At 32.3% G+C, this 19123-nt stretch carries 21 protein-coding genes and 1 tRNA gene; 15 read left to right on the forward strand and 7 right to left on the reverse strand.

Going from position 1 to position 19123, the window contains the following annotated elements; genetic code table 11:
• Positions 1–159: 159 nt before the first annotated feature.
• The 4 genes from apt to lolB form a co-directional block, all read right to left on the reverse strand.
• Positions 160–711 carry an adenine phosphoribosyltransferase gene (gene apt, locus ACYIAL_RS05175; RefSeq protein WP_065587320.1) on the reverse strand — a complete coding sequence of 184 codons (552 nt, stop codon included), beginning with the start codon at positions 709–711 and terminating at the stop codon, positions 160–162.
• 229 nt (positions 712–940) lie between these two features.
• The gene (locus ACYIAL_RS05180) at positions 941–2002 is read right to left on the reverse strand and encodes a bifunctional transcriptional activator/DNA repair enzyme AdaA (RefSeq protein WP_483747256.1); all 1062 of its coding nucleotides are present in this window, start codon (positions 2000–2002) and stop codon (positions 941–943) included.
• Between the two features lie 262 nt (positions 2003–2264).
• Complete coding sequence (gene ispE, locus ACYIAL_RS05185) at positions 2265–3104, reverse strand: 4-(cytidine 5'-diphospho)-2-C-methyl-D-erythritol kinase (protein ID WP_174797827.1); 840 nt, start codon at positions 3102–3104, stop codon at positions 2265–2267.
• 12 nt (positions 3105–3116) lie between these two features.
• Positions 3117–3737, reverse strand: coding sequence for a lipoprotein insertase outer membrane protein LolB (lolB, locus tag ACYIAL_RS05190; protein ID WP_174797826.1), 621 nt, complete (start codon positions 3735–3737; stop codon positions 3117–3119).
• 163 nt (positions 3738–3900) lie between these two features.
• Between lolB and hemA the strand changes: the two genes are divergently transcribed.
• The 12 genes from hemA (at position 3901) to ACYIAL_RS05250 (ending at position 13830) form a co-directional block, all read left to right on the forward strand.
• Positions 3901–5172 carry a glutamyl-tRNA reductase gene (gene hemA, locus ACYIAL_RS05195; protein ID WP_483751136.1) on the forward strand — a complete coding sequence of 424 codons (1272 nt, stop codon included), beginning with the start codon at positions 3901–3903 and terminating at the stop codon, positions 5170–5172.
• Positions 5173–5209: 37 nt separating this feature from the next.
• Complete coding sequence (locus tag ACYIAL_RS05200) at positions 5210–5464, forward strand: DUF1289 domain-containing protein (RefSeq protein ID WP_174797824.1); 255 nt, start codon at positions 5210–5212, stop codon at positions 5462–5464.
• A 121-nt stretch (positions 5465–5585) separates the two neighbouring features.
• Positions 5586–5840, forward strand: a complete 255-nt coding sequence (locus ACYIAL_RS05205; RefSeq protein WP_174797823.1) for a zinc ribbon domain-containing protein — start codon at positions 5586–5588, stop codon at positions 5838–5840.
• Positions 5841–5926: 86 nt separating this feature from the next.
• A tRNA-Leu gene (locus ACYIAL_RS05210) sits at positions 5927–6013 on the forward strand.
• A 490-nt stretch (positions 6014–6503) separates the two neighbouring features.
• Positions 6504–7445, forward strand: coding sequence for a WCX domain-containing protein (locus ACYIAL_RS05215; RefSeq protein WP_483751137.1), 942 nt, complete (start codon positions 6504–6506; stop codon positions 7443–7445).
• Between the two features lie 61 nt (positions 7446–7506).
• Positions 7507–8577 (forward strand): chemotaxis protein, encoded by a 1071-nt coding sequence (locus tag ACYIAL_RS05220; protein WP_483751138.1) that lies wholly within the window; start codon positions 7507–7509, stop codon positions 8575–8577.
• 62 nt (positions 8578–8639) lie between these two features.
• Positions 8640–10211: a cobalamin adenosyltransferase gene (locus ACYIAL_RS05225; protein WP_483751139.1), complete on the forward strand. Its 1572-nt coding sequence runs from the start codon at positions 8640–8642 to the stop codon at positions 10209–10211.
• On the forward strand, positions 10208–10474 hold the full coding sequence (locus tag ACYIAL_RS05230) for a YkgJ family cysteine cluster protein (protein ID WP_483751140.1): 267 nt from the start codon (positions 10208–10210) through the stop codon (positions 10472–10474). The genes ACYIAL_RS05225 and ACYIAL_RS05230 overlap by 4 nt, the downstream gene beginning before the upstream one ends.
• A gap of 114 nt (positions 10475–10588) precedes the next feature.
• Positions 10589–11386, forward strand: coding sequence for a DUF3944 domain-containing protein (locus ACYIAL_RS05235; RefSeq protein WP_483747248.1), 798 nt, complete (start codon positions 10589–10591; stop codon positions 11384–11386).
• A 73-nt stretch (positions 11387–11459) separates the two neighbouring features.
• A complete protein-coding gene (locus tag ACYIAL_RS05240) occupies positions 11460–11669 on the forward strand; it encodes a hypothetical protein (protein ID WP_483751141.1) in 210 nt (69 codons plus the stop codon).
• Between the two features lie 29 nt (positions 11670–11698).
• Positions 11699–12196, forward strand: a complete 498-nt coding sequence (locus ACYIAL_RS05245) for a hypothetical protein (protein WP_483751142.1) — start codon at positions 11699–11701, stop codon at positions 12194–12196.
• A gap of 698 nt (positions 12197–12894) precedes the next feature.
• Complete coding sequence (locus ACYIAL_RS05250) at positions 12895–13830, forward strand: hypothetical protein (RefSeq protein WP_483751143.1); 936 nt, start codon at positions 12895–12897, stop codon at positions 13828–13830.
• Positions 13831–14011: 181 nt separating this feature from the next.
• Here ACYIAL_RS05250 and ACYIAL_RS05255 read toward each other — a convergent pair whose 3' ends face one another.
• Positions 14012–14251 carry an alpha-2-macroglobulin family protein gene (locus tag ACYIAL_RS05255; RefSeq protein ID WP_483751164.1) on the reverse strand — a complete coding sequence of 80 codons (240 nt, stop codon included), beginning with the start codon at positions 14249–14251 and terminating at the stop codon, positions 14012–14014.
• 70 nt (positions 14252–14321) lie between these two features.
• Here ACYIAL_RS05255 and ACYIAL_RS05260 point away from each other — a divergent pair, with 70 nt between their 5' ends.
• Positions 14322–14612: a hypothetical protein gene (locus ACYIAL_RS05260; RefSeq protein ID WP_174797814.1), complete on the forward strand. Its 291-nt coding sequence runs from the start codon at positions 14322–14324 to the stop codon at positions 14610–14612.
• A gap of 414 nt (positions 14613–15026) precedes the next feature.
• Here ACYIAL_RS05260 and cmoB read toward each other — a convergent pair whose 3' ends face one another.
• Both cmoB and cmoA read right to left on the reverse strand, forming a co-directional pair.
• Positions 15027–15995, reverse strand: a complete 969-nt coding sequence (gene cmoB / locus ACYIAL_RS05265; protein ID WP_483751144.1) for a tRNA 5-methoxyuridine(34)/uridine 5-oxyacetic acid(34) synthase CmoB — start codon at positions 15993–15995, stop codon at positions 15027–15029.
• A 36-nt stretch (positions 15996–16031) separates the two neighbouring features.
• A complete protein-coding gene (gene cmoA / locus ACYIAL_RS05270; RefSeq protein WP_174797812.1) occupies positions 16032–16802 on the reverse strand; it encodes a carboxy-S-adenosyl-L-methionine synthase CmoA in 771 nt (256 codons plus the stop codon).
• Positions 16803–16835: 33 nt separating this feature from the next.
• Between cmoA and ACYIAL_RS05275 the strand changes: the two genes are divergently transcribed.
• A complete protein-coding gene (locus ACYIAL_RS05275) occupies positions 16836–17990 on the forward strand; it encodes a metallophosphoesterase (RefSeq protein WP_483751145.1) in 1155 nt (384 codons plus the stop codon).
• A 24-nt stretch (positions 17991–18014) separates the two neighbouring features.
• On the forward strand, positions 18015–19097 hold the full coding sequence (gene rnd / locus ACYIAL_RS05280; RefSeq protein ID WP_174797810.1) for a ribonuclease D: 1083 nt from the start codon (positions 18015–18017) through the stop codon (positions 19095–19097).
• The last annotated feature ends 26 nt before the right edge of the window (positions 19098–19123 follow it).

A 19123-nucleotide genomic window follows, 5' to 3' on the forward strand; every position in this document is an offset into this window, starting at 1 on the left:
TTCTTATTTTGATCTGTACATCTGAATTTAGATGCAGTGAGGCGTGCATATCTATTTTTTGTATGCAATAAAAATAACTTACGTTTTTTCAGAAAGGAAAAGAAATTAAAGGTACTTAAAATGAAAAAAGGGCACCAAGCGTGCCCTTAATAATAATCATTATTCACCGTCAAAATTAACTAAAGTAAAGCAATCAATCCCCATATCCGTTAACTTGGATTTGCCACCTAAATCTGGTAAGTTGATCACAAATGCGGCATTTTCGGCAATACCACCAGCTTTACGAATTAAATTAGCTGTTGCGGCGATCGTTCCACCAGTAGCAAGTAAATCATCAATAATTAATACTCGTTCACCCGGTTTAATTGCATCTGTGTGAATTTCTAATGTGTCTGTACCGTATTCAAGTTGATATTCTTCTTTAAATACGTGACGAGGTAATTTATTAGGTTTACGAACAGGAATAAAACCTACACCCAATGCTAATGCAATTGGCGCTGCAAAAATAAAGCCTCGAGCTTCTGTACCTACTACTTTGTCAATTTTTTTATTACGATAATGTTCAATTAATAATTCAACAGTGGTTTTAAATGCAATAGGATCAGCAAGTAAACTGGTGATATCACGAAACAAAACCCCTTCTTTTGGGTAATTGGGAATGGTAAGAATGCTGTCTTTAATTAATGCAAGTTTTTCTTGTAACTGATTCATTTAAATGCTCTCTAAGTCTTTTCTATAAGAGTTGCTAATTTTTCATTATATACCTGTAAACTTTTTAGTTGCAATAAAGAAACCGTAATATCATGCTAAAATCTAGCAATACTTATCAATTAGTATATTTGTGTCATTAGTAAAATTGTGATTAATCATTAAATAATACCATGCCGTAAAAAATTCTTTTTAAACACTTTATATTTTTTTTAAATTTTTACAAATACATTTAATTTTGATTTGAGTGATTTTTTTCATGTTCAATTAACCAGCGTTTTCTTTCTAATCCTCCGCCATATCCCATTAATTCACCATTTGATCCAATGACCCTGTGACAAGGTATGATAATTGCGACTCGATTAAATCCATTTGCGTTTGCAACTGCACGTATAGCATGTGGATTATTAATGTTTTCTGCTTGTGCTTTATAGGTAGTTAGTTTTCCATAAGGGATTTGTTTTAAACAGTCCCAAACTGTTTGCTGAAAATCTGTTCCTGGGGTATGCAAATTGACATTAAAATGTTGTCTTTTCCCTTGAAAGTACTCATCAATTTCTTCTTTTGCTTGTTTTATGTGCTTGTTATCCCCAAAAATTATTTGCAATTTTAACTGTTTTTGCAGCTGTTCGAATTCGGTTTCTAACATTCGTCTGTCGACAAATTCTAATAAGCAGATCCCTTGATTAGTGGAACATATAAACATAGGGCCTAATGGCGTTGTTAAGCGATTAATTAGGATAATGTCTTGGTTAATGCTTATTAATGGGGTATTTTTGGTGATTTTTTTATAGGTATATCCAAAGCCACTTAAAGATTCATACCCTGTATCATAAGCGGTATTGATGACATTTTTGCCGACTTTAAGCTCTTGAAAAGCGTGATTAATTCGATACATTCTTTGGTAGGATTGGAAAGTGATACCATAGTGTTTTTTGAACCAGCGTCTGACTGTTTCGGGACTTATTTTATGTTCTTTTAATTGTGTATCCGATATTTTTGTTTTGGGATTTTGTGTAATTAATGTAATAGCTTTAACAACTTCTGGTGGTGCTTCATTTGCGTTTTCTGTTGGTTTACAAATTTTACAAGGACGATACCCTGCATCAAGGGCTTCTTTAAAAGTACTAAAAAATTCTACATTTTCAAATTTTGGTTTCTTTGCTCGGCAAGTCGCAATACAAAATATCGATGTTGTTTTAACGCCAGCGTAAAATATCCCGATATAGTGCGCATCCTTTGCCAGTAAAGCTTGATAATATTGTTTTATTTTGTCGACATTAGTAATAAGCATAATTTTTAAAAGTCTCAATTTTAGTTAGTTTAATAACTGAGGAATTAACAATCCGGTAGCATATTAAATAAACACGAAGCGTTGCAACCGAAAAAAAGACAACTATTTTTTATTTTGTTGTTTAGTCTGATTTGGGCCTAAATATTATTGGTGATCGCAAGATTAGCGCTTTGCACAAATGTAGTTTATTTAATATTTAACCATTGGCATTATTTATAAAAAACCTTAACCACTTAATAAAATTTTTTGATTAAGGTTTTTTTTAATTTGCGTATAAAGGTGAAGAGTTTAATGCTTTAGCCACAACACTATGGATTGAGAGTGTTTTAAGTTTGTCTTGAATGGTTAAAGCTTGCTGTTTTGATTCACATTGTGTAAAAACACATGCACCAGTTCCAGTTAACCGAGTGGTACCATATTGTGAAAGATAAGCAATGATACTGTCTACTTTAGGGTAACGTTTTCGAACAACGCTTTCACAATCGTTTTTTAATTCGTTAAACGGCAATGAAAGCAAATCAGTAATATTTTGGACTGGCGTGTTACGAGTTAGTTCAAGATCATTAAAAATTTTAACTGTAGATATTTCAATATTAGGATAAGTGACTAGATACCAATATTCTGGTATATCTACAGACTGAAATTGATCGCCAATTCCTTCGGCGAAAGCAGCGTGTCCATAAATAAAAATAGGGACATCGGCACCAATTTTTCGACCTATGTCCATTAATGTTTCAGTTGATAAGTTAAGTTGCCATAACTGATTAAGTGCCACTAATACCGTCGCTGCATTGGACGATGCGCCTCCCAATCCGCCCCCCATAGGGATCTTTTTATCAATTGTGATATCTACACCGAGATCATTGCAATTGGTATAATTTTTTAATTGGTCAGCGGCAATGACAATTAAGTTTTTATTAGCCGGTATGTTTGCAAAATCGGTTAATAAGTTAATCTTGTTATCTTTGCGTGCGCTAAACGTTACGGTGTCACAATAGTCAATAAACTGAAACAACGTTTGTAAATTATGATAATTATCAGCACGACGACCAGTAATATATAAAAATAAATTTAATTTAGCAGGAGATAACCACTGTTTCATCACTATTTCCCGTTATCGTAAAATCCAGTCACTAATTTTTAAACGGACAACTTCGTCATCATGCGTAAGTTCGATAGTAGCTGGTAAATCAATTTTTTGATTTTTATAGGTATAAGTTGCGTAACTTGGAATTTTTAATGTCCATTTGTTATTATTTTGCACAAATATTGTTGATATTAATCGGCCTGAATTGTCTAATTTGTCAGTATTGATATTGTCTGAAAATCCTTTTAGCCAATTGTGTAAAGAATTCAGTGGGATATTTACGTTAGATATTTTTTTCATGAGATTTTCAACATTGATATCTTGGTAACTTTCACCATGTTTATCAATCAATTGAGCATTATTAGGTTCAGCTTTTAAAGTTAAAATGTTGGTACCAATGGGTGAGGTTAATTTGACTTGGTAATTATCGGTTGATTGTTGAGTTATCAAAAATCGTCCATAACTACGCGATTTATCACTTATATAAGCGATACTACCTTTTACTTGAAAAGCGTTTATTTGTTTTAGATTTTGTTGATGAACTTGCCATTGTTGCGCAACCGATGCATTGTTTTGTGATTTCGTTGTTTGGCAAGCTGTGATAAGTAACGGTATCATGATAATAAAAGCATATTTGATTTTAGACATGGAATAACTCTTAGTTGTTTTTGTCAACGAAGGCAGTATTATAACTGATAATTTGCTGAATAAGAAAAAGAACCTTTTATTGTTTTTTATGTATAATATGGGGTTTAAGAATGTTGAATAAAATAATTATATCTAATATAACCTGCAAAAAAGAAGCGATGCAATGTCCATTACAATTTTTGGTGTTAATCATAAAACTGCGCCAGTCGCTTTAAGGGAAAGGCTTGCTTTTCCTACTGAGATTGTCGATAAAGCGCTATATAGCTTATACCAACATCCTTTGGTTGAAGGGTGTGTGATTTTGTCTACCTGTAATCGAACAGAAATTTATTTGAGTTATGAGCATCAAACCGACTATCTAAGATTAAAACAGTCGGTAGAAAGTTGGTTGGGGCAATTTCATCATCTTGATATTGAGCTATATAAAGACTCACTTTATTGGCATGACGGTCAACAAGCTATCGAGCATTTGATGTCGGTTGCTAGCGGTTTAGACTCAATGATCATTGGTGAGCCACAAATTTTAGGACAAGTTAAGCAGGCATATAGTTTTGCTCAAAAACAAAACTGCTTATCTGTCCAATTAAAAAAACTATTTCAAACAGTATTTCATGTGGCAAAAATTGTTCGCAGTGAAACTAATATTGGTGCTAATACGGCATCTGTTGCTTATGCCGCTTGTTTAGTTGCTCGCCATCTTTTTGTTGATACGTCTAGCTTAAATATTATGCTTGTTGGAGCAGGGGAAACAATAGAACTTATCTCGCGCTACTTAAAACCGCATGGGTTTAATCAAGTGATTATTGCTAATCGCACCCGTGAAAAGGCATTAAAACTTGCGGTAGGTATCGATGCAGAAATCATTTCATTGCCTGATATCGCTAATCGACTTAAAGATGTTGATATTGTGATTAGTTCAACAGCGAGCCCTTTACCCATCATAGGTAAAGGTATGGTTGAACGCACCTTACGAGCTAGAAATTATCGCAAAATGCTGTTTATTGATTTAGCTGTTCCCCGCGATGTCGAGGAAGAGGTTAATCAGCTTGATAATGTGCATCTTTATACTATTGATGACTTACAAAAAACGGTTGAAAGTAATTTAGAGCAACGCGCTATTGCTGCTAAAGAAGCACAATATCTTATTCAAGAACAAGCTGAACATTTTATTGATTGGCTTAAGACTAGGCATGCCGTTACTTATGTTAAGCAGTATCGTAGTAATGCGGAACGTATTAAGCGTGAGTTACAAATAAAAGCCTTAAATGCCATTAAGCAAGGCGCTAATATTGACGATGTTTTTACTGAATTTTCCCATCGTTTAACCAATAAATTAATTCACGCACCGACTCAAACATTACTTCATGCTGCTACACATGATTGTACTGACTGTTTTAAAGTGCTTAGTAAAGGTTTAGGCTTAAAAGAACATTAGTAAATCAATTGCTTTGCCTAAAAAGACGAGGAATAAATTGGATCAGATTGAATTTTTTGAAATCCCAAGTCCTTGTAAACGGGTTTGCGAAACCGATAAGCAAGGCTATTGTATTACCTGTTATCGCTCAAGAGAAGAAAGATTTAACTGGTTAACCTTGAGTGATAGCCAAAAGCAAGAAGTCTTACGTTTATGTAAACAACGGGCGTTGAGGCGCCGTTATCTAGTTTTACAGCAACAACGACAACCACAATTGAATCAAATCACATCACAATTTGATCTTAATTTCTGAAATCTATTTATCTATTTTTAACTGTATATTGTAATCTTGTTTAACTAAGAGTAGGATTTTTTGTACATATAAAGATGGCAATTATTGAGTCACCTTTTTTAATTTTATTGGAATTTAGAATATGAAAATGTGTATTGCTTGTGGCATGCCAATGATAGCTATTGCTGATTATCCATTGCTTGATATGTCTAAAAGCTATTGTAAACATTGTGCCCGTAAAGATGGCACAATGAAAACATTTAACGAAAAATGGCATGAAGTCACATTACAATATGCTAAAAATCACAATATTGATAATGCTGCAGCTAAGCAAACGGCTTATATAATCCTTAAAAAATTACCCGCATGGAAATCTAGATGGCAGCTTGTTTTTTAGGCATACAAAGCACTTTACGAGAATACTTGTTGCAGATATTGCAAAGCTAAGTATAATGCTAACGTTTACTTATTTACACGTTTAATGCCAGTGTGGCGAAATTGGTAGACGCAGCGGATTCAAAATCCGCCGCCCTTAAAAGCGTGTCGGTTCGAGTCCGACCACTGGCACCAAGTCCAAAAAAAGAACACCAGCTAAAAGCTGGTTTTTTTATGTCCAAAATCTCATCAAGACACGATTCTACAATATTTAGTGTGTTAACTGACTCTACCGAAATCAATCCCAATTGACCCAAATCGATCACGAAACTGAATGTGATAGCGCAATCATTGATCGAAATAAACGATCAATAAGTATTAATTGATCGAAAAGATCGATATGACAATATCCCTCTATTCATTAATAATTAAATAAAAATAATAATTCTTTTTTATTTCTTGTTCCGTAGATTGGAAAAACAATTTGATAATTTAACGCATAATTAAAATATAACGGGTTGGCGTACAAGCTATCGGATTTTTGTTCAGATAAAGCATAAAGTTCTATTTGTGAATTTAGTTAATACTATATTTACGAAAAATCATATTACTTTATAAGAATTGACTGATTAAAAATAACGCAACATTTCTATTTTGGGAAAGGATTATAATAGGTAAATAGACGATGGGCAGAAAGAAAGATTCAAATGTTAGTGCCGGACAAAAACTGTTGAAAATGTATCACATTTTGCTATCTGATCATAAACCTCATTACCAATCAGATTTAGCCGAAATACTGAACTGTTCTGCTCAAACAGTCATACGGCTAGCTGAACAGATCGAGTTATCTTTCCCTGAATGTTTCTGTTCTGGCAAGGAAAAAAATCGTCGTTGGTATAGTCTGCAGATCAATCATAAAAATACACTAGGTTTAAATTATCAGGAATTACGATATCTAAGTTTGTGCCGTGAACTGTCCAAACCCTTTATTCCACCAGAGATTGGTGAACGTATTGATCAAACATTATTGCATCTTTCTATGTTGTTATTAGAGTTAGATACAAGAGAACACTTTTCACTAAGTAAACCTATTGCTTTTTTTAGTAAAGGGAAGATTGATTATTCAGAGAAAGTTAGCATTATTGAGGACTTATTAGCGTGTATTGAAAATAAGACTTTTTGCCACATTCATTATATTGCTAGTGGTAATCAACAAGGAAAAAACCACTATTTTATTCCGCAAAAAGTAATTGCAATGAATCATGCCTTATATGTTTATGGCGCAATTTCAAATAACGTTGCGACAGAATTAAAACACAGTACTTGTTTGGCAATCCACCGAATAAAAAAATTAGATTTTATTAACCAAAAAGTTGCTATATCAGTACCAGATCACATTCAAAATAAAACTACGTTTGGTTTACCGGAACATGAACCTCGTACTTTTTCAATTCAATTTACCAAATCAGCGGCTGGTTATGTCAAAGAAAGAATTTGGTGCGATGAACAGAAAATCGAAGAAATCGAAAATGGCGAAATTATTCTTACTATCACCACATCTAGTGAACGTGAGTTAAACGCATGGGTTAGGGGGTTTGGAGAGCAAGCAAAAATGATCACATCTTAAGTTTGTTGTAACACAAACATAATATATTTTTAATTAACATAAATTTAACGAGGAAATAACAATGGCATTACCTTTTATTATTGCAGGTGCAGCTGCAGTCGCTGCAGCAGTTGGTGGCAAAAAAGCATACGATGGTTATCAACTAAAATCAGAAGCTGATGAAATCTTAGAAAGAACCAAAAGCCGATATAACAAGCGAAAAGATGAACTGGATGTATTAAACAAAGTTTCAGAACAGAAATTAGAGCGATTAGGTACATTAGAACTTAATATTGGTAAATCATTTGGTGAATTTAAAAAAATTTCTGACGAATTATTAAAACAATTAAAACGAAAAGACAATAAAGATCTTAAGTTATCTATTCCTAAAGTTAAGATAGATAAAATTGAAGAATATTCTTTTTCTACAGTGGAGTTTTTAGGTACGGTTGCAGCGTCTGGTGCAGCGGGAGCAGCTGCAAGTTTTGCTGTATATAGCGGAGTGATGGCTTTTGCAGCTGCTTCAACAGGAACACCTATTGCCGCTTTATCTGGCGTAGCTGCATATAATGCCACTATGGCCGCTATTGGCGGTGGATCACTTGCTGCTGGAGGTTGGGGAATGGCTGGTGGAGCAATGGTTTTAGGTGCTGCAGCCATTGCGCCAATTATTGCTATTGCTGGTTTTGCGTATGCAAACCATGCTGAAAAAGCATTAGAAAATGCAAAAAAATCAAGATCTGAAGCTGACACAGCAATAACAAAAATGGATTTAATTGATAAACATTTATCTAATACAAATAACTATGTAGATAAAATTTATACATCGTTGGAAAAAATCAATCAGACCTTTAATGATTACTTTTCTGCATTAAAAGAGTTGCATCAAAAGATAGTGGTTCTTGGTTGGGGAGAAGATATTAGCGATAATTCGGAAAAGAGCTTAAGAATTATTAATAACGGTTATTTATTAGCAGCTATTATGACCGATATTATTACAACCCCACTTTTTAAAATTAAAACAGTATCCGAAGATAGTATTATTGAAGTCGAAAAAGATAATGATGGATTCAATATTCTTAATCAAGAAGAATTAGATAATGTATTAATTAACAAAGAAAAAGAATATAAAGATTTTACTCAGGAAATGTAATGATAAAAGCCAAGAATACTTGGCTTTTGTTTTATTGATTATATTAACGAGGAATAAAAATAATGATGAAACAGGAAATTAATTGGAGCGAAGAGTTACATAATACTGTTGTCAAATCTTTGGTGACTTCATTTGGGTTAGATTTTTTATTATTTAAGGATAATGTAGGTGGAGATGTTGATACTGTTCATAATGCACGGCAAAACATTTACGCAACTGATAGAGAAAGAATAAGAAAAGAGCAACAACCAAAATATGATTCACATGAATATCATTCTCATGCCAATTATATTGAGACAAATCGACAAGGAAAAATCGCTCATCAAGCAAATACTTTAAAAGATGCTTACACAGGGGAAATATTTGCTCAACATGATAAAAAAAATTTAGATCATGTTATTGCTGCAAATGAAATACATCACGATCAAGGCCGAATATTAGCAGAATTATCAGGAACTGACCTTGCTAATGACAGTAGTAATTTATATTTCACCAATGAAACATTAAATAAATCTAAGAAAGCAAGTTCAATGTCTGACTTTGTCAGCAAACTTCAAAATGAACTTACCCAAACCCGTCAAGAAATAGCTATATTAAAACAGAAAAAATCGTTAACAGATCAAGAAAAAAAGTCATTAGAAAAGTTAGAAAATAAAGAAAAAGCAAACTTCAATAAGATGCTTGAAATAGACAAAAAAGCACGGGCTAAATACGAGAGAACTGTCAATATAGCCTATTATACTAGCAGTAAGTTTGCTAAAGATGTCGCTTATCAATCAACACTTTCTGGTTTTAAAATGGGAACAAGACAGATGCTAGGGCTTATCCTTGCCGAAGCATGGTTTGAACTACGCGATCAATTCCCTTCTATTTATGTAAATAATAAATATAACTTTTCTATAAAAAATTTTTTAAATGATATTAGCGATGTATTTAATGCTATATGGGAACGAATAAAATTAAAATTTAAAGATTTTTTTAATTCTTTCAAAGATGGCGCTGTTAGTGGTGCGCTATCGAGTGTAACCACTACTGTTACCAATATATTTTTCACTACGCAAAAAATGCTTGGAAAAATGATTCGGGAAATGTGGGGGCATATTACGGCAGCTATAAAATTAATCTTTTGCAATCCTGATTCATTGCCTTTAGGTCAATTAGTCAAAGAAGTAAGTAAAATTATTAGTGCTGGAGTTTCCGTTGTTTGTGGTACTGCTATTTATAGCATATGTTCACAATTATTTGCTTTTCCATTTGGCACTGAGTTATCTGCATTTTGTAGCGCACTAGCGACTGGTATTTTAACATTAGCATTTAATCACTATCTAGATAAAGGGGCTCTTCCTCAAAAAATTTGGGCATTTTTGGATAAATTTAAGGATAAATACGAAAGAACACTCGATTTTTTTAGAGCTTTAAATGTTGAGTTAGATAATTATTTAAAAGAATTGGCAAGGCTAGAGTTCAATATGGATACACAACAATTAGCGTCGTTTACATTGCATCTTACCACGACCAATAATGAACTAGAACGCAGCTTTCTGTTAAAAGAAGAAGTAACTCGCCGAGGAATTAAATTACCATTTGAAGCTGGCAATTTAGAATCAGTGCATTCATGGGTAAAATCATTATGAGTCATACCTCCCCATTTCCTTGTTATCAATGTGGAGCTTGTTGTTGCAATGTTAATCGCTCGCAAGAAACGCAATTTCTTGATAGTGGTAATGGGGTATGTCGTTATTATGACTATAAAACTAAATTATGCACCATCTATGATACAAGACCTGAAATTTGTCGTGTAGATAAACAATATCAGCTCAATTATAAAGATAAATATAGTTGGGCAGAGTTTATCGAGATAAATACTATTGCATGTAAAATATTGAATTCGAAATAACAAATGAATTAGTAATAACAAAATTAGATCTGAAAATATTTTTTCTAATTCCGTATTAAGGAAACTCTTATTGTTATAGTGTTGTGATATTAATAATTAATAAGGAGAGTATTAATGGCTATTTATAGAGATGATTCAGATCTAGTATTTTTAAAACAATGCACTAACGAAGATTTGGAACTATTGATTTCAATATTAACTGTTGATCCTAATGATAATGTCACTCGATTTACTGAAACATTAACGAGTGATACAAGCTATAAACGCCATTATCCTAATCATCAATTATATTGGAAATCTATTGCTGCAGAACTTCAAACATTTGGCGCAAATTCTGGAATGAACCTATTAAGGCAGGGAAAAGGGGTTTGTTACCGCGAAATATTAATAGATGTGTGTAATCAAACTAATACAACTTTAAATGAGCCATCCTCTTTTTTTATTGAAAAAATTGAAGATGCTTTATTGAGTTCGCTCCTTAAGCAATCATTAGAAAATATAAGCCAAAACGATCTTAAAAAAATAGCGGCAGAATTAGGTAAAGTCAATTCCAAAGTTACTCCAGCCATAGTAATGATGAGTCTTCAGAATTTTATAACTTCATCCTATTTAATGTCGAGCTATTTGACATTTAGCATTTTAGAAAATTTTGGATTTAAAGTCGGAAATTTAATCAAAACGACATTCCCAGAACCTTATCCTAAAAACACTCTGCAACTAGTATCTTCTATTTGTTTAGCAATAAACCATTTATGGTTACTCTTTAATATTACAGGTCCAGCTTATCGCGTCACAATCCCTGCTTGTTTATATATAGCTGTATTAAGGAAAAAATATATTGATGCCAATATAACAAATCAGGTCCTAAAAAATAATATAGATCTTAAAAAAATTATGGGAAAAAATCTTTAACAATAGCTTTTATTCCTCCAATTAGGGAAGTGTTTATCTATTTAGTTATAAAACAAAACAATAAGGAGTATATATGTCAATTTTTAAATTAATTAGTGTGGGTTCTGGGCTTCTTTTAACAACAGCTGCTGTATATACTGCGCAAGATAAAATAGCAAAAGCATGTGAAGAAGATGAAGAGCTTAAGTCAATTAAAACAGAAGGACGGGTATTAGCTAGTTTTGTAACATCGGTTATTGTTGGTGGAGTTGTGAATAAGCTTATTAATCGTGTTTTTAATTAGATATTATAAATAATAGGATGAAAGATATTATGAAAAAATTTATTACATTAATTTTTTTATATGGTGTTTTATGTGGTAACTCTGTTGCAAATATAAGTAAATATTTATTTAAAAAATATCCAGTTGAAGGTAGTAATGGAAAGTTGATTGAATATAAATCTCAACTCAATGAAACATTTAGTTTTTCATTTTTTGTTGACACGAAAAAAGAAACTGCTGTACCTGTTATATCTGATAAGTTAAAAAAATATCAGGCTGTAAGCGTGCGTTTTTGTGTAGATGAAACAGATGATTGTTGGAGAGTTCCAATATATGGCGATTTGTTAAATGTATTTGTCGATAACATTAATAACAAACAAAACGTTTGGGATATTGAATTTCTTGATAAAGATAAGTTACGCACAACAGGTATAATGAGTATACCTCAGTTAGGTGATCTTTCTAATTATGCTGGTATCGATGAAACTGATTATGATGGATTGTTACCTTACGTAATTTGGCAAACTGATGTTATGGGTTATGAATAAAATATAGTGTAGGAATTACTCGCGTTGTTTATAGTAATTTAAGAAACGACAGTGATGAATATACATAAAACTAACGCCTATATCATAAAAAAATTCCCGTCACCGATTTAGCTAAACTTTTTATGGTCAGGCGTCTAACCATTTATAGCACCGAAAGAGCTCATTAAACATTAAATAACATAACTCTCATAGAATATAAAACATAAAAACAATTAGTATCATTTTCTAGGTGAGCAGTGTGCTCACTATGGGTATTTACACAGATGTCGTTTTTTAGGCTCTATTTTTTGTAAAAAATATTCAGGATTCTATACCGTTTGGTGATTGATTGAGACTTGGTGGTATCCCAGTAATCTCTATCGTATCAATTAAAAATTCACGAAATCGGCTAGCTATTAAATGAATAGGTAAGTTGAAAACGTGATTTGTACTTTAATAAAGATGTAGCATAATCAGCTAATAGTTCACGATTCAAAAGATAAAAAACAAAAATTTAAGTGATTTCTGGCAAAACGCTGTATAAATTTTTGGAAGATTATTTTTATCATGAAGTGTAAACTGCCTGATGTTTTCCTACAGGATTTTGAATTTATGGTATTACTACAAATAATATTAAAAATAATAACTAAAATAGTTGTTTTATCAAATTTATGATAATATTTGGTTTCTTTTAAAACCTTTACAAAAAAATTAATGCGATGAAAAAAGTAAAATATTCTTTGTTGCTAGTTTGCAATATAACATTGGTCGGTTGTTTTGGTTCTGATACCTCTTCTTCTAGCTCAGTTGATCGTATGATTGACAATCCAACTCCAAACGAAATAAAAGTTATTGTGGATGGAAAAGAATTAACCATTCCAGCGAAATCAAGTGTGAATTATACATTTGATTACGGTAAGCATACATTGTCTTATGGTGATCAATCGTTAAATTTTATAGCTAAACCTTCAACAACTGATAGTTCTGGATTAATTAATCCTACTCAAAGTAACTATTATTTGTTAACTACTTTCTATACAACTTCGAATGTGAGTGATGAAACTTATGATAAGTTGATAGCTAAACATTTAAATTCAGTTCCTGTAATTATTAACGATGAACAGCAAGAGCTTGAACTGCCGGTTAAAGTTATTAATGATGTTTTCATTGAGCGTCGAAAGGATTTTTGGGATTATTCCGTTGATGAACCTTATCCAGATGAAGTGACTTTGCGAGGAAAGGGGCAATTCCAATCTCAAAAAATTAAATTATTTCGCGAAGACAGTTTTATTGAATCTTTGAAATCAGAAGGACTTAATGAAAAAGTAAACTTCATAAATCAACATCCTACATTTTCTGAGATCAAGAAATATACGATTCCAAATATTCAGTTAGATGCGATTGCCTGTAAAAAAGGCCGTGAATTTGTGGAAACTCAATTAAATGATTGGAATAAGTTTTTTACCTCGACAGGTAAAGACTTAGCATCGTTATATAAACAGTTAACATCGAATGAAACTTTTCAGAAAAAACATGCCATTATAAAAGAATGTACATCGGAAGGAGATATGAATCAAAGTTATCAATCAGCGACAAGACAACTTGAGGAAGCTTTCGATGAAACCAAACAAATCAATTTTTTTGTTACTCAGTAAATAAAATGCTTTTAGTATCAGGAAAATTGTTATTTAGCATTTTAGCTGTATAAGCATAAAACGAGTGTGAGCATAAAAGAGCTATGTTTCAGGACATGGCTTTTTTATTGTCATGTATGATGGTTATTTTATTGAAAAAACGGGCATAAGCCCGTTTTAGTGATTGGTTAGTTGTAAACAACTATTGCTGTGAGATGATGCTTATCTTTTGTCCACTTGTTGATACAGCTTGAATATCACGATCATACATAGTTTCACCAAATGCAGGTGGAATGCTGTAGGTTCCTACATTAGTTGCTTTGATTTGATAAGTAAATTTCTGTATTTTATCATTATAGGTTGAACCATAGATAATAACACGATCTTCACGAACATCTGTATATTCCGGATAACAAGTATGTTTGTCTGTTTTTATAACAATTTAGATAGAATAAAAATAAGCAATAAATTACTATATATTACAGAGTTAAGTTAAGTAAAGGTGAGTTAATATGCATAACTCAAATATTGATATTAATGATTTCATTATAACTATAGTTGAAAAATTAAGGTTTGCAGAAAAATTAGACCAAAATAGCGTTAATTATCTCTATGATTTACTTGATCAAACTGCAGTTAATTATACGCAACAATCTGATATTCCCAAGCAGCTTGCTTATAGTCTTTTGGTACTACATGATAATTTAGAAGGAGCTTTAAATTATTATCAAGGTGATGAGCTAGCTTATATATCAGGTATAAATTCGAGAATAAATGGGTATATTGAAAAGATTTTATTGTGAAATGATAATAAAATTAATTAGTTACAGATAAATTATCAATAGAGCAGCAATTGGCAATATTAAAGCAGAAATATAAACAGTTAATGTTATCACCACAAGAATATAGATAGATTAATCCGTTGCAATAACCAACCTGCATATCATTAAAAGTATACTGTTTATGATTATCTTGTTAAAAAATAATGTATATCTATCTGAATGCAATTGATTTTCTACGTACTAGTGTAGTGACAACAATATACTTTAGTTTAGTCCTAAATTTGAGTTATTATAATCATTTCAAATTATTGGCTAGCCGGTGGCCATTGACAATAATCATTATGACTAATAGTCGATATTCATTAAGTTCAATTGGTTAAAGTAGAATTCACTACTAATATTAATGAATAAACACAATATTTAGCCAATTTCTTCTTATTTTTTAGCAATAAAAACCGCCCGCATTGGAGCAGGATAGCCTTCAATGGTTTTTGTTAAGTCGGTTGGATCTAAAAAGTCCGCGAGTGAATCCGATGTCATCCATTCTGTTTTACGTTGTTCATCCAAACTGGTGAGTGATATATCAACCAGTTTTGCATCAGAAAATCCACATTTTTCTAACCAATTAATCATTGTTGGAACTGATGGAATAAAATAAACATTCCGCATTTGAGCATAGCGTTCACCCGGCATGAGTGCTGTATGTTCAGCACCATCAATGACTAATGTTTCGAGTACTAATTGACCATTTTCAACGAGTTGATCTTTTAATTGAAATAAATGATCAAGTGGCGACCTACGATGATATAAAACGCCCATTGAGAAGACTGTATCAAAAGCGCCAAGTTTGGGTAACTGCTCAATACCAAGTGGTAATAAATGCGCTCTTTGATCGTTACCCAATAATTTACGAATAGCCTCAAATTGGCATAGATAAAGTGCCATAGGATCGATTCCTACAGCAAGTTTTGTTCCAGCGCCAATCATGCGCCATAAATGGTAACCACTATTACAACCCACGTCTAAAACAATCTTACCTTCTAAATTATCAATATGCTTAATTAAGCGTTCCCACTTCCAATCTGAACGCCATTCTGTATCAACATCAATACCATATAAGTGAAAAGGGCCTTTGCGCCATGGCATCATGTTTTTTAGTAGTTGAGTAATTCGTTGCTGTTCACCAATCGAGATAGATTGTTCACTATTGACTGTTACACTATGCAGTAAATCAATTTGATAAGGGGTGATAGTTGGTAAGTGTTTAATACTATTGAGCCATTGATTAAAACGGTTATCAATATTTTGATTTTGCCAGTTTGCCAGTTGTGCTGGTAAGACTTCTAGCCAGTGGCTCAGTTTACTTTTTGCGATAATCTGGTAAAAATCACCAAAGTCAATCATTCTGTTTTCCTTATCAATTAAGCTTAAATCAATCAGTTATTTTATGGCAATGATAGAGCCAAAATTAAAACATTGAAACCATGTATCTATATGTTTAAAACCAGCTTCAGACAGTCGCTGTTTATGAGTTTCAATGGTGTCTGTTAGCATGACATTTTCTAACATATTACGTTTTTGGCTGATTTCTAGTTCACTGTAGCCGTTAGCACGTTTAAAATCATGGTGCATATTAAATAACAATTCGTCGATAGTTGAATCACTAAAACTAAATTTTTCAGACAGCACTAAAATACCATTAGGATTTAATGCGCTATAAATGTTATTTAAGATACGTTGGCGATTTGCTGGCGTCAAAAACTGCAAAGTAAAATTAAGTACTACCATTGACGCGTTTTGCATATTGAGGTTACAAATATCATCACAAATTACATCCACTGGTGTATTTGCTTTATATGATTCAAGGTGCCTTTTACAGCGATCAACCATGGGCTGGGAATTATCTACCGCAACAATATGGCAGTTTTCGTGATTAACATGACGACGAATAGATAATGTGGCAGCACCTAAGGAACAGCCTAAATCATAAATCGTTGAATTAGGCTGTACAAATCTTTCTGCTAACATGCCGATCATTGAGATGATATTAGAATAACCAGGTACGGAACGCTGCACCATATCAGGAAAAACTTCAGCGACTTTTTCATCAAATGTCCAATCGCCTAATTTATCTATTGGTGTCGAGAATAGCTGGTCTTTTTTGGTATCCATAAAACTAATTGGTACTATAGAAATTAATTCTGTTATCATATCATTTTTTTATATTTAATTGCTCGGATAATTATGGGTTTTGTCGATTTTATTACTATTGTTATAGCGATTGTTGTTAGTGTTTTAATAACTATCTATCTTGGAAAACGATGGCTATTTTGGTTTGATTTTAATTTTATCGGCTATCATCAATTTATTTATTGGATCGTTGTTTTTATAGCTGGATTATCGCTAACCTTTTCTAAAATATTTAATAATATATCAACTTATTGGCTACCATTATGCTGTAATGTCATTACTGGTTTGATGATTTGCTGCGTTTTTACCTCGCTTATTTTTGACATTGTACGTTGGCTTAGTAAAAAAAAGGTTAAACCCAATTTATGGCTTAAAATTGTTTATATTATTGCCTCGGTATTATTGTTTTGTTTTGGTCATGAAATGGCAATTAATCCCAAGATTGTGCATTACCAAGTTAAAATTGATAAACCTGCAAATGTTGAGCATTTACGTATTGTTCAACTTTCCGATATTCATCTTAATGAACAAACGACACATCGATTTATTCAACAAATGGTTGATGAAGTGAATAAGCTTAATGCTGATTTTATTGTGATTACGGGGGATACATTAGATAAACGTTTAAAACCTTTTACACAAAATGGTTTTGATAAGCAATTTCAACAATTAAGATCAAAATATGGTACTTATATTATTTTTGGTAATCATGAATACTTAGCCACTAACCAAGAAAATAACCGCGAAGAAGATATTGCTAATGCTTTTAGGCAAGCAGGTATGAAAGTACTAAAGGATGATATCATTTATTTCGATGATATAGGGATTACATTAGTGGGCCGAGATGATTTTTCTTCATTTCGTTATAATGTAAATAGGGCTTCACTGGCAGATCTTATTATGTTTACTAATACTGATTCGCCAATTATTTTATTAGATCATCAACCAAAAGACCTTAATGAGCCAGAAAAACTGGGGGTTGATTTGATGATTTCTGGACATACTCATGCTGGGCAAATATTTCCTATTAATATTATTGAAAAATTAATGTATAAAAATACTTATGGATTATATAGAAACGAAGATCATCATTTTAGCAGCATTGTGAGTAGTGGATATGGATTTTGGGGACCACCAATTCGTTTAATGACTCGTTCCGAGATCGTGGTAATGGATATCGTTTTTGACAAAAATACACACAATGAATAAATATATTTGAACAGGAATTTAATTTTGTCTTATCAACTTATTATTAGTAATGATCAGTTAGCTGATTATTGTTCAAAAATCGAAAATAGCTCGGCTTTGGCTTTAGATACTGAATTTGTTCGAACCCGAACCTTTTATCCTCATTTGGGTTTACTGCAGGTATTTAATGGTGAACATGCAGCATTAATTGATCCAATTAGTATTACTGATTGGCAGGCTTTTTTGGCTATATTAAATAATCCAACTATTGAAAAATATTTTCATTCATGTAGTGAAGATATTGAGGTCTTTTCTTATCATTTTGGCTGTGTTCCAACACCGATTGTCGATAGCCAAATATTAGCTTCTTTTTTAGATAATCCATTAAGTAGTGGTTATGCTAGTTTAGTAAAAAAATATTTAGGGGTCGAACTTGATAAGAGTGAAACCCGAACAGATTGGCTAAAACGTCCATTAACTGAAAAACAGTGTAAATATGCTATTAATGATGTGTTATATCTTTTCCCACTAATTAATATTTTAAAATCACAGTTAAGTACTAATCATTATTTACAAGCAGCTTATCAAGAGTGCCAAATGGCGGTTGTCCGTAAATCGGAATTAATGGATCCAAATGATGCTTATCTAAATATTAAAAATAGTTGGCAATTGAAAGGGAAAAGTTTAGGACAATTGTATAAATTAGCGAGCTGGCGATATAGATTAGCAAAAGAACAAGATATTGCTATAAATTTTGTAGTACATGAAGAAGTATTATTGAAAATTGCACGCTTTTCACCGACATCATTAGGAGAACTTGATAAGTTAGGTATGAAAGGGAAAGAAATTCGCTTGTATGGTCAAATAATTTTGGATCTTTTATCTACTCCCATACCCGAAATTCAACCAATTCGCCGAGTTAATAGCTATCCAGATTATAAAAAAATTACTAATGAATTAAAACAAGCAGCACTGACTATTTCTTCACAAACAGGTCTTAGTGAGGATTTATTGCTTTCACGTCGATTAATTAATCAATACATAAAGTGGAAAATCGATAAAAAGGGGAAGGTACCAGAATTATTAATAGGTTGGCGTAAACCTTTATTTGAGCAGTATTGTCTTTGATTATTGGTTAAATGTAAGCATAGTTT

The organism is Gilliamella sp. X-57, from assembly GCF_057063565.1.